This is a genomic window from Amycolatopsis stemonae (assembly GCF_054781455.1).
Genome location: NZ_BAAGUJ010000029.1, coordinates 1 through 13,032, shown reverse-complemented (window position 1 = coordinate 13,032; position 13,032 = coordinate 1). Strand labels below are relative to the sequence as shown.

The 13,032-nt window shown below is 70.9% G+C and carries 13 protein-coding genes and 1 rRNA gene; 10 read left to right on the top strand and 4 right to left on the bottom strand.

The features are described 5' to 3' along the window. Positions 1–29: 29 nt before the first annotated feature. The 4 genes from sucB (at position 30) to lipB (ending at position 4,130) form a co-directional block, all read left to right on the top strand. Complete coding sequence (gene sucB / locus ACYVLJ_RS47305; RefSeq protein ID WP_460443665.1) at positions 30–1,796, top strand: 2-oxo acid dehydrogenase subunit E2; 1,767 nt, start codon at positions 30–32, stop codon at positions 1,794–1,796. Between the two features lie 98 nt (positions 1,797–1,894). Then, the gene (locus ACYVLJ_RS47300; RefSeq protein WP_460443664.1) at positions 1,895–2,770 is read left to right on the top strand and encodes a TIGR01777 family oxidoreductase; all 876 of its coding nucleotides are present in this window, start codon (positions 1,895–1,897) and stop codon (positions 2,768–2,770) included. Then, a complete protein-coding gene (locus tag ACYVLJ_RS47295; protein ID WP_451974253.1) occupies positions 2,767–3,390 on the top strand; it encodes a phosphatase PAP2 family protein in 624 nt (207 codons plus the stop codon). Before ACYVLJ_RS47300 ends, ACYVLJ_RS47295 begins: the two co-directional genes overlap by 4 nt. Then, positions 3,387–4,130 carry a lipoyl(octanoyl) transferase LipB gene (gene lipB / locus ACYVLJ_RS47290; protein WP_451974255.1) on the top strand — a complete coding sequence of 248 codons (744 nt, stop codon included), beginning with the start codon at positions 3,387–3,389 and terminating at the stop codon, positions 4,128–4,130. Before ACYVLJ_RS47295 ends, lipB begins: the two co-directional genes overlap by 4 nt. Positions 4,131–4,167: 37 nt before the next feature. Here lipB and ACYVLJ_RS47285 read toward each other — a convergent pair whose 3' ends face one another. Together ACYVLJ_RS47285 and ACYVLJ_RS47280 are read right to left on the bottom strand one after the other, a co-directional pair. After that, positions 4,168–5,103, bottom strand: coding sequence for an LLM class F420-dependent oxidoreductase (locus tag ACYVLJ_RS47285; RefSeq protein WP_460443663.1), 936 nt, complete (start codon positions 5,101–5,103; stop codon positions 4,168–4,170). 5 nt (positions 5,104–5,108) lie between these two features. Further along, entirely contained in the window at positions 5,109–5,720 is a 612-nt protein-coding gene (locus tag ACYVLJ_RS47280; protein WP_460443662.1) for a TetR/AcrR family transcriptional regulator, read from the bottom strand. A gap of 131 nt (positions 5,721–5,851) precedes the next feature. On the opposite strand from ACYVLJ_RS47280, the gene ACYVLJ_RS47275 reads away from it, so the two are divergent. The 4 genes from ACYVLJ_RS47275 (at position 5,852) to ACYVLJ_RS47260 (ending at position 9,092) form a co-directional block, all read left to right on the top strand. Beyond that, positions 5,852–6,373, top strand: coding sequence for a hypothetical protein (locus ACYVLJ_RS47275; RefSeq protein WP_451974261.1), 522 nt, complete (start codon positions 5,852–5,854; stop codon positions 6,371–6,373). Between the two features lie 72 nt (positions 6,374–6,445). Then, positions 6,446–7,396: an SDR family NAD(P)-dependent oxidoreductase gene (locus tag ACYVLJ_RS47270; protein WP_460443661.1), complete on the top strand. Its 951-nt coding sequence runs from the start codon at positions 6,446–6,448 to the stop codon at positions 7,394–7,396. 25 nt (positions 7,397–7,421) lie between these two features. Further along, a complete protein-coding gene (gene lipA, locus ACYVLJ_RS47265; RefSeq protein ID WP_460443660.1) occupies positions 7,422–8,423 on the top strand; it encodes a lipoyl synthase in 1,002 nt (333 codons plus the stop codon). 45 nt (positions 8,424–8,468) lie between these two features. Then, positions 8,469–9,092: a DedA family protein gene (locus ACYVLJ_RS47260; protein ID WP_460443659.1), complete on the top strand. Its 624-nt coding sequence runs from the start codon at positions 8,469–8,471 to the stop codon at positions 9,090–9,092. Here ACYVLJ_RS47260 and ACYVLJ_RS47255 read toward each other — a convergent pair. After that, positions 9,089–10,039 carry a LysR family transcriptional regulator gene (locus tag ACYVLJ_RS47255; RefSeq protein WP_460443658.1) on the bottom strand — a complete coding sequence of 317 codons (951 nt, stop codon included), beginning with the start codon at positions 10,037–10,039 and terminating at the stop codon, positions 9,089–9,091. The two genes, ACYVLJ_RS47260 and ACYVLJ_RS47255, sit on opposite strands and share 4 nt — an antisense overlap. Before the next feature lie 70 nt (positions 10,040–10,109). Here ACYVLJ_RS47255 and ACYVLJ_RS47250 point away from each other — a divergent pair, with 70 nt between their 5' ends. Next, positions 10,110–10,979 carry a patatin-like phospholipase family protein gene (locus ACYVLJ_RS47250; RefSeq protein WP_460443657.1) on the top strand — a complete coding sequence of 290 codons (870 nt, stop codon included), beginning with the start codon at positions 10,110–10,112 and terminating at the stop codon, positions 10,977–10,979. Positions 10,980–11,113: 134 nt separating this feature from the next. Next, complete coding sequence (locus ACYVLJ_RS47245; protein ID WP_451974273.1) at positions 11,114–12,298, top strand: L,D-transpeptidase; 1,185 nt, start codon at positions 11,114–11,116, stop codon at positions 12,296–12,298. Positions 12,299–12,938: 640 nt separating this feature from the next. On the opposite strand, the gene rrf is transcribed toward ACYVLJ_RS47245, so the two are convergent. Continuing rightward, a 5S ribosomal RNA gene (rrf, locus tag ACYVLJ_RS47240) occupies positions 12,939–13,032 on the bottom strand; the annotation flags it as partial.

Here is a 13,032-nt window from a genome sequence, read left to right as displayed (position 1 = left end):
GCAGAACTTGGAAGAGGAGTCAGCGAACGATGGCCTACTCCGTCACATTGCCGGAGCTCGGGGAGAGCGTCACCGAAGGCACCGTCACCCGGTGGCTTAAGCAGGAGGGCGACACCGTCGAGGTCGACGAGCCGTTGCTCGAGATCTCGACCGACAAGGTCGACACCGAGGTGCCGTCCCCGGTGGCGGGCACGGTCGTGAAGATCAGCGCCGCCGAGGACGAGACCGTCGAGGTCGGCGGCGAGCTCGCCGTGATCGACGACGGGTCCGGCGGGGTTCCCGAGTCCTCCGCCCCCGCGCAGGAAGAGCAGCAGCCCGAGCCCGAGCCGGAGCCCTCGCAGCCGGAACCGCAGGCCCAGGACAGCGCGCCGAGCAAGCCGGACACCGCGCCGGCCGCCGGCGGCGAAGGCACCGAGGTGAAGCTGCCCGAGCTGGGCGAGAGCGTCACCGAGGGCACCGTCACGCGCTGGCTGAAGGCGGTCGGCGACTCGGTCGAGGTCGACGAGCCGCTGCTCGAGATCTCCACCGACAAGGTCGACACCGAGGTGCCGTCGCCGGTCGCCGGCACGGTGCTGGAGATCCGCGCGGGCGAGGACGAGACCGTCGAGGTCGGCGGCGTCCTGGCCGTGATCGGGGACGCCGGTGCGGCGCCGAAGGCCGAGGCCAAGCCCGAACCCAAGCCGGAGCCCAAGCCCGAGCCGAAGCCGGAACCCAAGCCCGAGCCGGTCCAGGAGTCGAAGCCCGAGCCCAAGCCGGAACCGAAGCCCGAGCCGCAGGCCGCGCCCGCGGCGAAGGCGACCGAGGCGGCCCCGGCCGCGGCTTCGAAGGACGGTTCGGCGGACGGCCCGTACGTCACGCCGCTGGTCCGCAAGCTGGCGACCGAGCACGGCATCGACCTCGCGTCGCTGACCGGCAGCGGCGTCGGCGGCCGGATCCGCAAGCAGGACGTCCTGGCCGCGGCCGAGGAGAAGCAGAAGGCGGCCGCCCCGGCTCCCGCCGCTGCCGCCCCGGCCCCCGCCGCCGCTCCGTCGGCTCCGCGCCCGGCCGCCCCGGTGTCGCCGGAGCTCGCGGCGCTGCGCGGCACGGTCCAGAAGGCCAGCCGGATCCGCCAGATCACGGCCACCAAGACCCGCGAGTCGCTGCAGATCGCCGCGCAGCTCACGCAGGTCCAGGAGGTCGACGTCACGAAGATCGCCAAGCTGCGGTCGCGGGCGAAGGCGGCCTTCAAGGAGCGCGAGGGCGTCAACCTGACGTTCCTGCCGTTCTTCGCGAAGGCCACGGTCGAGGCGCTCAAGCAGCACCCGAACGTCAACGCGTCCTACAACGAGGACACGAAGGAGATCACCTACCACGGCGCCGTGCACCTGGGCATCGCGGTGGACACCGAGCGCGGGCTGCTCTCGGTCGTGATCCACGACGCGGGCGAGCTGAGCCTGGCCGGTCTCGCGCACCGGATCGCCGACCTGGCGGGCCGCGCGCGGTCGGGCCAGATCAAGCCGGACGAGCTGTCCGGTGGCACGTTCTCGATCACGAACATCGGCAGCGTCGGCGCGCTGTTCGACACGCCGATCATCGTGCAGCCGCAGTCGGGCATCCTCGGCACCGGCGCGGTCGTCAAGCGCCCGGTCGTGATCGCGGACGCCGACGGCAACGACACGATCGCCGTCCGGTCCATGGCGTACCTGCCGCTGACCTACGACCACCGCCTGGTGGACGGGGCCGACGCGGGCCGCTTCCTGACGACGATCAAGCAGCGCCTGGAAGAGGGCAACTTCGAGGGCGAACTCGGCCTCTGAGTGCACGACGGCGAAGGCCGCCACGGGGCTCCCGTGGCGGCCTTCGCCGTCTCCGGGCCGGACGTGCGGCCGCGCACCGGATACGCGACGATCGAAGCATGCGAGTACTGATCGCCGGAGCGAGCGGCTTGATCGGGTCGGCGCTGGGCGAGCGCCTGCGGCGCGAGGGCCACGAAGTCCGGACCCTCGTGCGCCGGGATGCCCGCGCCACCACGGAGTTCCGCTGGGACCCGCCGTCGGGCTCGATCGCCGACGGGGCCTTCGAGGGGGTCGACGCCGTCGTGAACCTGGCCGGCGCGCCGCTGTTCCCCGGCCGGTGGAGCGCGATGCGCAAGCAACAGCTCACCGACAGCCGGGTCGAGCCGACCGAGGTGCTCGCCGAAGCCGTCGCCGAACACGGGACCGGCGTGCTCGTCAACGCGTCCGCCGTGGGCTTCTACGGGAACACCGGATCGTCCACTGTGGACGAGTTCGCGCCGCGCGGCGGCGGGTTCCTCGCCGAGCTCTGCGAAGCCTGGGAAGCCGCGACGGCGGGCGCGGGTGACGCGCGCGTCGTGCACATCCGGACCGGGCTGGTGCTGTCGGCCAAGGGCGGGTTGTACGCCACGCTGCGGCCGCTCTTCCAGCTGTGCCTGGGTGGCCGGCTCGGCGACGGCCGCCAGTTCATGTCGTGGATCGCGCTCGAGGACGAGGTCGGCGCGATCGTCCACGCCCTGACGCACGACGACCTGTCCGGGCCGGTGAACCTGACCGGCCCGGCCCCGGTGACCAACACCGAGTTCACCCGGGCGGTCGGGCGCGCACTGCACCGCCCGGCGCCGTGGTGGGTGCCCGGGATCGCGCTCAAGACCGTCCTCGGCCAGGCCGGCGAGGAGATGGCGCTGTTCGGGCAGCGGGCTCTTCCCGGCGCGCTGGAGCGGTCCGGCTACGCGTTCCGGCACCCCACCCTCGACAGCGCGCTCGCCGCGGCATGAGCGTCCCCCTGCAGCGCTGGCTCGTGGTCGGGGTGGTGCTCTGCGCCGCGTTCGTCGTGCTCGGCCTGAGCGTGGCGCGGCAGCCGCTGACCCTCGACGTCGAAGTCGCGAACGCGCTTCGCGGCGTCTACGCGGAGCCGCTCGGCCGGGTCGCGCAGGCCGGGAGCGACGTCCTCGGGCCGGTGCTCCCCTACGTCCTGGGCGTGGCGCTGCTGGCGGTGGCGCTGCGCCGCCGCGAACACCTCGGGCTGTGCGTGCGGCTGGCCGTCGTGCTCGTGCTGTGCCGGTTGACGAGCCTGGTGTTCAAGCCGATCTTCCTGCGCGAACGCCCCCGCGACTACCCGGACCTGAGCTATCCGAGCGGGCACGTCGTGTCGGTGGCGAGCACCGGGTTCGTCCTGCTCCTGCTGGCCGCGTGGCTGTGGCCGCGGCTGGTCCGCCGGCTGGCGGTGGCGGTCGCCGTCGCGGTCGTGCTGTCCGCCGCCTGCCGCGTCGTGCTGGGCGTGCACTGGGTCACGGACACGGTCGGCGCAGTGCTGGCGGTGACCGGTGTCGGGCTGCTCTCAGCGTGCGCCTTGCGGCTGCTTCCCCCGGGTGACGGGCGTAGCCTCGACGGGTGAGTTCTTCCCGCACTTCCTGCCGCGCCAGCACCGAGCCCGTCGACGTCCGGGAGCTCGGCACGATCGACTACACCGAGGCCTGGGAGCTCCAGCGGAGCCACCTGACGGCCCGCGCCGACGGCACCGGCCCGGACACGATGCTCCTGCTGCAGCACCCGTCGGTGTACACCGCGGGCAAGCGCACCGAGGAGGCCGACCGCCCGACCGACGGCACCCCGGTGATCGACGTCGACCGCGGCGGCAAGATCACCTGGCACGGCCCCGGTCAGCTGGTCGGCTACCCGATCCTCAAGCTCGGCGACCCGATCGACGTCGTGCACTACGTGCGGCGGCTGGAAGAGGCGCTGATCCACGTGTGCGACTCGCTCGGCGTGCACACCGGCCGCGTCGAGGGCCGCAGCGGCGTCTGGATCCCCGCCGACGACCGCGGCATCGAGCGCAAGATCGCCGCGATCGGCATCCGCGTCCAGCGCGGCGTGACGATGCACGGCTTCGAGCTGAACTGCAACGCGGACCTGTCGGCGTTCGACACGATCGTCCCGTGTGGAATCCGCGACGCGGGCGTGACGTCGCTTTCGTACGAGCTGCAGCGCGACGTGAGCGTGGAAGCGGTGCTGCCGCTCGCGCGTGACGCCGTCCTCGCGGCCCTCGAAGGCGAGCTGCCGGTGAGCGAAGACCGCTGGCTCCCGCGTCCCGAGGCCCCGCAGGCCGCGGGCGTCACCTTCGCCCTCCAGAACTGAGAAACGGGCGCCTCCCGCGGGAGGCGCCCGTTCCCGTTCAGTCCAGCTGGGGTGCGACCTCGGCCGCGATCAGGTCGATCTGGTCCAGGTCGGACAGGTCCAGCAGCTGCAGGTACACGCGGGTGATCCCGGTCTTCTCCCGCCACTGCCCGATCCGGTCGACGACCTCGGCGGGCGTCCCGGCCAGGCCGCTCGCCCGCAGCTCGGTGACGTCGCGGCCGATGACCGAGGCCCGGCGCGCGACCTCCTCCTCGGTGCGGCCGACCCCGATCACCAGCGCCACCGAGCGCAGGATCTCCTTGGGGTCGCGGCCGATCTCCCGCGCCGCCGCGTCGACCCGGGCGAACTGGTCGGCCGCCGTCCCGGCGTCCACGAACGGCAGGTTGAACTCGTCCGCGAACCGGGCCGCCAGCTGCGGGGTGCGCTTCTTGCCCTGGCCGCCGACGATCACCGGCGGCGCCGGGGACTGCGCCGGCTTCGGCAGGGCCGGCGAGTCGGTCAGCGTGTAGTACTGCCCGGCGAAGGAGTACGTCGAACCCACCGGCGTCTTCCACAGCCCGGTGACGATCTCGAGCTGCTCGGCGTAGCGGTCGAAGCGCTCCTTCAGCGGCGGCAGCGTCAGGCCGTACGCCTCGTGCTCGGCGTCGTACCAGCCGGCGCCGAAGCCGAACTCGACGCGGCCGCCGGACATCTGGTCGACCTGCGCGACCGAGATGGCCAGGGGACCCGGGTGCCGGAACGTCGCCGCGGTGACGAGCGTGCCGAGCCGGACCCGGCTGGTCTCGCGGGCCAGGCCGGCGAGGGTGATCCAGGCGTCGGTCGGGCCGGGCAGGCCGTCGGCCGAGCCCATCTTCAGGTAGTGGTCGCTGCGGAAGAAGGCGTCGTAGCCGGCGGCTTCGGTCGCCTTCGCCACGCGCAGCAGGTCGTCGTAGCTGGCCCCCTGCTGGGGCTCGGTGAAGATCCTCAAGTCCACGAAGATCAGCCTATAGAGACGTCGGGTTCCGTGCGCCGCAGCCGTACCAGCATGCGGACGATCACGTCCTCGATCTCGGCGCCGACCTTCTTCGGGTCGGGCGAGCTGGCGATCTCGGTCGCCGCGCTCGACAGCGCGCCGAACAGCAGCCGCGACGTGACCTCCACCGGCACCGGCTCGACCTCGCCGGCGTCGATCAGCGACTGCAGGCCGGAGCGCACGAGCCCGAAGCTGCAGCGCTCCTCGGCTTCGCGCCAGCGTTCCCAGCCCATGACGACCGGCGCCTCGTGGATGGCGATCCGCTGGTAGGCCGGGTCGAGGCAGGCGCGGATGAACGCGTTGAGCCCGCCCAGCGCGCGTTCCCACGGCGAGCCGTCGCCGTTCATGATCTTGTCGAGCCGGTCGTAGACGAGGCTTTCGACCTGGTCGAACGCGGCCTCGAAGAGCGCCTGCTTGCCGCTGAAGTGGTGGTAGAGCGCACCCTTCGTCACCCGGGCGCGTTTGGCGATCTCGTCGAGCGAGGTACCCGCGTAACCGCGCTTGGTGAACAGTTCCACCGCGCTGTCGACCAGCGCCGACCGCGTCGACTCGGAGTAGTCGAGCCGTCTGGACCTCATTGTCGCCACCTTCACAACCTTACGCCCGGAGGATCTCTCCATACTCATGGTATGTTCGCCGTGTCAGGTCCGTACCGGGAGTATGCCGCAGACCCGCGGTATGACCCGGACCACGGAAGGGGAGCCACACGATGAGCTGGACCGACTTCTACCGACGTCAGGAAATCCTCGAAGCCACCGTCCGCCTGGCCGGCCGCGAACCGGCCGCGCCGCTGCCGCTGGAGGAGGTCCCCGGCGCCGAAGAGAACTTCGGCACCGAGGAGAACGTCCTGCTGGCCCTGCAGCACAAGTGGACGCAGGTGCTGGCCGGCCGGCTGCGTGCCGAGGTCACCGACCCGGACGAAGCCGACGGCCTCGGCGACCACGTCGACGCCGTCACCCGCGCTTGGCGCGGGGCGTACGAGGAGCACGAAACCCTGCGCGCGGTGCTCGACGGCGGCTACGAGCGATACGCGTCGCTGCGCCGGATGCACGAGGGCGAGCTGCGCATGCTCGCCGTCACGGCCGGGATGGCCGACCCGCGCGAACCGGGTGAAGAGATCGTCAAGGTGGGTCACGCGCTCGAGGCGCTGCTGCGCACGAGCCGCGACGAGCCCGCCCGCCGCCGTCCCGTCATGGGACACCTGCGGCGCCTGCTCGCGCCGAGTGCATAACAATTCAGCCAGCTGCGCGCAGCGCCTCCCTTGAGGGCGGCGGCGGGGGCATGGATGGAGTAAAGAACACGCATGACGGAGCGCTGGACCGACGCCGACATCCCCGACCAGACCGGTCGGACCGCCCTGGTCACCGGGGCGAACTCGGGGCTCGGACTGCGCACCGCGGAGGTGCTCGCGGCCAAGGGGGCCCGCGTGCTCCTCGCCTGCCGGTCCGCCGCGCGCGGGGCGAAGGCACTGGACATCGTCAAAGCGGCCGCCGCGGGCGCCGAGCCCGAGCTCATCCCACTGGACCTGAGCGAGCTCGCCTCGGTGCGCGCGGCCGCCGCGTCGGCCAGGGAAACGACCGGCGACAAGCTGGACGTCCTGGTCAACAACGCCGGCGTGATGGCGACCGCCCGCGGCCGCACCGCCGACGGCTTCGACCTGCAGCTCGGCACCAACTACCTCGGCCACGCGGCGCTGACCTGGCTGCTGATGCCCGCCCTGCGCGGCGGGACGCACGCCCGCGTCGTCACGCTCTCGAGCCTCGCCGCGACCGGCGCCCGCATCCACTTCGACGACCCGAACGGCGACCACCGCCGCTACAACGCGGCGGCCGCGTACGGGCAGTCGAAGCTCGCCGACCAGGTGTTCGCGCTCGAACTGGACCGGCGGCTGCGTGCAGCCGGCTCCGACGTCGTCAGCGTCGCCGCGCACCCCGGGTACACCGCGACCGGGCTGGGCAGCGGCATGGCGCGGTCGTACGCGAACCCGGTCGTCCGCGGCCTGATCGCCGGCACCCACCACCTCGGCGAGACCCTGTTCGCCCAGGGCCCGCGGATGGGCGCGCTGCCGCAGCTGTACGCGGCCACCGCCGACGGCGTCGAAGGCGGCGCCTACTTCGGCCCCCGGGGCCTCGGCAACCTGCGCGGATACCCCGCGCGCGTGCCGCCGTTGGCGGCCGCGCGCAGCGAGTCCGTGGGGTCCGCGCTGTGGGAGCTGACCGCGAAGTTGACGGGCATCACCCCCGACCCCGCGTAGCCCGGACGGGCGTACGGTTGAGGGCGTGAGTGCTGCGCCAGAAGGCCGGAAGCTGCTGCGTCTCGAGGTTCGCAACAGTGAGACGCCGATCGAGAAGAAGCCGTCGTGGATCAAGACGCGGGTGCGGATGGGTCCGGAGTTCACCGAGCTCAAGGGTCTGGTGCGTCGCGAAGGCCTTCACACGGTGTGTGAAGAGGCCGGGTGTCCCAACATCTACGAGTGCTGGGAAGACCGTGAGGCCACGTTCCTGATCGGTGGGGATCAATGCACGCGTCGGTGTGACTTCTGCCAGATCGACACCGGCAAGCCCGCCGCCCTTGACCGCACCGAGCCGCGGAAGGTCGCGGAGTCGGTGCAGGCCATGGGGCTGCGCTACTCCACGGTCACCGGCGTCGCCCGTGATGACCTTTCCGACGGTGGCGCGTGGCTCTACGCGGAGACTGTGCGCGAGATTCATGCGTTGAACCCGGGTACCGGTGTGGAGCTGCTGATCCCGGATTTCAACGCCGATCCCGCGCAGTTGGCTGAGGTGTTCGGCTCGCGGCCGGAGGTCTTGGCGCACAACGTGGAGACGGTGCCGCGGATTTTCAAGCGGATCCGCCCCGGGTTCCGCTATGCGCGTTCGCTGGAGGTCATCACGGCGGCGCGTGAGGCCGGTCTGGTGACGAAGTCGAACCTGATCCTGGGCATGGGCGAGACCCCGGACGAGGTGGCTCCGGCGATGCAGGATCTGGTTGACGCGGGGTGTGAGATTTTGACGATCACGCAGTACCTGCGTCCCTCGCCGCGGCATCATCCGGTGGATCGCTGGGTGAAGCCGGAGGAGTTCGTGGAGCACTCGAAGGCGGCGGAGGCGATGGGCTTCGCGGGTGTGATGGCGGGTCCGCTGGTGCGCTCGTCGTACCGCGCGGGACGCCTCTACGCCCAGACCAAGGCCCACCGCGGCGAGGAACTGCCGGACAACCTGGCCCACCTGGCCGCCGAGGGCCCGGCCGCACAGGAAGCCGCGTCGCTGCTGGCGCGGTGACCGACGTCACCCCACCATCCTTAAAGGATCGGTAAAGTGGGGTGCATGGCCCTGGTTTCGGACCTGCTCAGCTGGTTGCAAGGACTTCCGGAACCGGGGCTCGTCGCCGCGACCGGCGGCCTGGTGTTCGCCGAATGCACGATCGGGCTCGGGTTCCTGGCCCCCGGCGAGTCGGGCCTGCTCATCGCGGCGACGACGGCGAACACCGTCGCGCGGTTCCTCGCCCTCTGGACGGTCGTCACCCTCTGCGCGACAGCCGGCGACGCCCTCGGCTACTTCCTCGGCCGCCGCTTCGGCCCCCGGCTGCGGGAAACGAAGCTGATCCGCAAGTACGGCCTCGACGCCTGGGACAAGGCGACCGGCGTCCTCGAACGCCGTGGCGCGTGGGCGGTGTTCTTCGCCCGCTTCCTGCCGGTGATCCGCACGCTGACGCCGGCCGCGGCCGGGACGTCGGGCCTGCCGTTCCGCAAGTTCCTCCCCGCCGCCGCGACGGGCGCCCTCTGCTGGTCGCTGGTCCACATCAGCATCGGCGCCGCCCTCGGCGAGGCGGCCAAACGCATCGAAGGCGCGGTGAACACGGGCGGCCTGATCGTCGTCGGCGTCCTCGCCGCGGCGGGCGTGTTCTTCTTGCTGCGCCTGAAGAAGCGAAAGCCGGAAAAGGTGTCCTAGGCAGGCGCCAATTCGGAATGCACGCGGATCCAGTTCGCGAAATGCGGATTCCGTTGCCGTGATGCCGAATACGCGACTTCCGCACACCGGAACACCGCGTCGGTGGTCGGCGTGCGGGCGTCGTCCTCGCGCGTCGCGAACAACAACGTCGTCCACAGCGGGTCGCCCGCCAGGGGCAGCGCGAGGAGCCCGGGCGGCGGCGCGGAAGCCGCCTGCGCCAGGCACACCGCACCCTGCGCGATCAGCGTGCCCGCGGTACCGGCTTCGGAGGTGAAGTGCCGCACCCGCGGCGTGAACCCGGCCGCCGCGCACGCCTGCAGGAACCGGACCCGCACGCAGTTTTCGTGCGGTGGCGGCAGGATCCAGTCGCAGCCGGCCAGGTCGGCGAGGTCGACGACGCCGTCGCGGATCGCCGGGTGCCCCTCGGCGATGCCGACGAAGATCGGCTCGGTGGCCAGCGTCCGCACGGCGAGCCCGGCGAAGTGCTGCGTTTCGGTGCCGTCGAAGCGTTCGAGCAGGGCGACGTCGACACGGCCCGTCGAAAGCAGCTTCAGGAGCGTCAGAGAGGCGGGTTCGGCGTAGGTCTGGACATCGGCCGCCAGTTCGCCCAGCTCCTCGATGAACCGGCCGATGATGAGCAGCGGCACGTACCCGATCTTCAGCGTCTCGGCGGCGCCCTCGCCGTGGCGCCGGGCCGAGGCGACGAGGTCCTGCACGTCCGACAGCAGCGCGTCGGCCCGCGCGAGCACGAACCGGCCGAGCTCCGTCGGGCGCACGCCACTGGGGCCGCGGACGAACAGGTCGCCGCCGAGGATCCGTTCGATCCGCTTGAGCTGCGCGGTGAGCGCGGGCTGGCTCACGCCGAGGACGGTGGCGGCGCGGCTCACGCTGCCGCTGTCCGCGACGGCGCGGACGGACCTGAGGTGCCGCAGCTCGAGCTCGGCCACGCCCAGCAGGTTAACGTCGTCTTCACGGCCCGCACGACCTGCGAAAGTCGGGCTTACTACATTCGGCGGTATGAGTCTCGCGGATCTCCCCCGGCCGATCGGGTTCGTCCTCGGCGGGGGCGGCAGCCTCGGCGCCATGCAGGTCGGCATGCTGCGCGCGCTCGGCGAAGCCGGGCTGACGCCGGACCTGGTCACGGGCACGTCGGTCGGCTCCCTCAACGCGGCGGTGCTCGCGCTGCCCGGCGACGACGCGCTGGCGCGCCTGCACGGCATCTGGGCGCACATGACGCGCGCCGAGGCCTTCCCCGGCGGCGTGCTGAGCCAGGTCCGCACGCTGACGCAGACCAGGACGCACCTGTTCCCCAACACCGGCCTGACCGGGATCATCGCCGACCACCTCGGCGCCGGGACCCGCTTCGAGGACCTCGCGCTGCCCCTCGGCGTCGTCACGACGCAGGTCGACACGGCCGAGCCGCTGCTGATCCGGTCCGGGCCGCTCCTGGCGCCGCTGCTGGCGAGCTGCGCGATCCCGGGCATCTTCCCGCCGGTGGAGCACGAAGGGCGGCTGCTGTACGACGGCGGGCTCGTCGCGAACGTGCCGATGCGACAGGCGCTGGCGATGGGCGCGAAGTCGTTGGTCGTGCTGGACTGCGCCTTCCCCGGCAAGATGCCGGACGCGCCCAGGACGTTCGCCGAGGTGATGATGTTCACCGCGATGATCAGCATGCGGAACCAGGCGGTGCTGGAAGCGCCGCTGGCCGCGGCCGAGGTGCCGGTGCTGTACGTGCCGGGGCCGGCCCCGGTCCGTGTGAACCCGCTCGATTTCGGGCACACCGAAGCGTTGGCGGAACAGGCGTACACGGCCGCTCGCGAGTACCTCGACGGGATTTCCCCGGCGGGGCCCGGCCTCTACGGGGCACCGGGGCTCGTCGTCAAGTGATTCGCGTCACGCCGATGCACCGATCCGCCGTCAAGGACGTCATCGCTATCGCGTAGATTTTGATGTGTCGAATGCCCGCCGATCCCAATTTCCCAAAAAGAGACAATATGCTCCCCAAGAAGATTTTACTTTCGGTGGCCGGAATCGTCGCCGGGGCTCTGCTGGTTTCCGCCTGCTCGTCCGGTGACGACGGCGGCTCACCCGGCGGTGGAGCGCCAGCGTCCGATTCCGCGTCGCCGTCGGCGACTCCGGTCGCCGTGACGTTCGAGCCCGCGAACGGCACCGGGGTCAACCCGGCGACGCCGATCGTGGTCAAAGCGGCGAATGGGAAGCTCCTCGACGTGACGGTGTCCAACACCGCCAAGGGGACCAAGGTCGCCGGCAAGCTCGCGGCGGACGGCGCCAGCTGGACGTCGACCGAACCCCTCGGCTACGGCGCGACGTACAAGGTCGTCGCGCACGCCCAAGGCGCGGACGGGAAGCCGATCGAGCAGGACAACCAGATCAGCACGATCGCGCCGAAGAAGCAGGCGAACGCGAACCTGATCCCGGCCCCGTCCGCGGTGGCGAGCACGGGCGTCGGCGTCGGGCAGCCGATCGTGTTCAGCTTCGGCAAGATCGCCGTGAAGAACAAGGCGGCGGTCGAGAAGGCCCTGACGGTCGAGTCGACGCCGAAGCAGGACGGCAGCTGGTACTGGATCGACGACTCGAACGTCCACTACCGGCCCAAGGAGTACTGGAAGCCCGGCACGACGCTCAAGGTGTCGGCGAAGATCTACGGCGTCGATTTCGGCAACGGTGTCTTCGGTGCGGAAGATCGTACGGAAACGTACAAGGTGCACGATTCCTGGATCGCCAAGGCGGACGGGAACACCGAGCAGATGCAGATCTTCCACAACGGCGCGATGGTCAAGTCCATGCCGATCTCGATGGGCAAGGACGCGACCCCCACCCACCTGGGCGCGCACGTCATTTCGGACAAGCAGGCCAACTACACGATGGACTCGTGCACGTACGGCGTCTGCCCACCGGACCCGAAGGCGTACCGCTCGAACGAGAAGTGGTCCGAGCGCATTTCGAACGACGGCGAGTTCGTCCACGAGAACCCGAACAGCGTCGGCCAGCAGGGCAGCTCGAACGTGTCCCACGGCTGCATCAACCTGAACGGCGCGAACGCCCAGTGGTTCTTCCAGAACATGGGCCTGGGCGACGTCGTGGAGGTCACCAACTCGGGCGGCCCCCAGCTGCCTGTGTGGGACCTGTACGGCGACTGGTCCAAGTCCTGGGCCGACTGGCAGGCCGGCTCGGCCCTGAAGTAACCCATCGGCTTCACGGGGCCAGGAGCTACGCTCCTGGCCCCTTTTCGTACCCACGCGGCCCAACCCGTGTCGACTCCCCAATCACGCGTGATGCCCCGCCAATCACGCGAGATGCCTCTCCAATCACGTGAGGTGCCCCTCCGGTCACACGTGATGCCTCTCCAATCACGTGAGATGCCCCGGCAATCACACGTGATGCCTGCTCGGTCACGGGGACCGGCCGGGCGTGCACGGGAGTCGGTCGGTCGCAGCGGTGAGTTCCGGCTTCGATCGGGCCGGTTCGGCCTCGGGTCTCGCCGGTGCGGTGGACCGGAACGGTCGGCACGGCGTGATTGCCGGGTCGACTCGCGTGATTGAGGGGTCGACACGTGTGATTGAGGGGTCGACTCGCGTGATAGGAGGGTCGACACGCGTACCCCTGGCCCCCGTATCGCCGCGGCCGGCATGCGCTGCGGGGCATCTCGCGTGACTTAGCAGGCATCAGGCGTGATTGAGCGGGCATCACGCGTGGTTGGGTGGGTATCTCGCGTGGTCGGGTGGGCATTGCGGGTTTTTGGTGGGGTATTACCGGGGGGTGGGTATGAGAAAAGGCCCCGGGAGGACCATTTCTGGTCCTCGACCGGGGCCTTCCCCAACGTAAGTTCGGCGGTGTCCTACTCTCCCACAACCCTTCGGTTGCAGTACCATCGGCGCTGTCAGGCTTAGCTTCCGGGTTCGGAATGGGACCGGGCGTT

Excerpts from the sequence above, each read along its gene's own strand:
- sucB (WP_460443665.1), top strand. The coding sequence starts at position 30 with ATGGCCTACTCCGTCACATTGCCGGAGCTCGGGGAGAGCGTCACCGAA.
- ACYVLJ_RS47300 (WP_460443664.1), top strand. The coding sequence starts at position 1,895 with ATGCGAGTACTGATCGCCGGAGCGAGCGGCTTGATCGGGTCGGCGCTG.
- ACYVLJ_RS47295 (WP_451974253.1), top strand. The coding sequence starts at position 2,767 with ATGAGCGTCCCCCTGCAGCGCTGGCTCGTGGTCGGGGTGGTGCTCTGC.
- ACYVLJ_RS47280 (WP_460443662.1), bottom strand. The coding sequence starts at position 5,720 with ATGAGGTCCAGACGGCTCGACTACTCCGAGTCGACGCGGTCGGCGCTG.
- ACYVLJ_RS47275 (WP_451974261.1), top strand. The coding sequence starts at position 5,852 with ATGAGCTGGACCGACTTCTACCGACGTCAGGAAATCCTCGAAGCCACC.
- ACYVLJ_RS47270 (WP_460443661.1), top strand. The coding sequence starts at position 6,446 with ATGACGGAGCGCTGGACCGACGCCGACATCCCCGACCAGACCGGTCGG.
- ACYVLJ_RS47260 (WP_460443659.1), top strand. The coding sequence starts at position 8,469 with ATGGCCCTGGTTTCGGACCTGCTCAGCTGGTTGCAAGGACTTCCGGAA.
- ACYVLJ_RS47250 (WP_460443657.1), top strand. The coding sequence starts at position 10,110 with ATGAGTCTCGCGGATCTCCCCCGGCCGATCGGGTTCGTCCTCGGCGGG.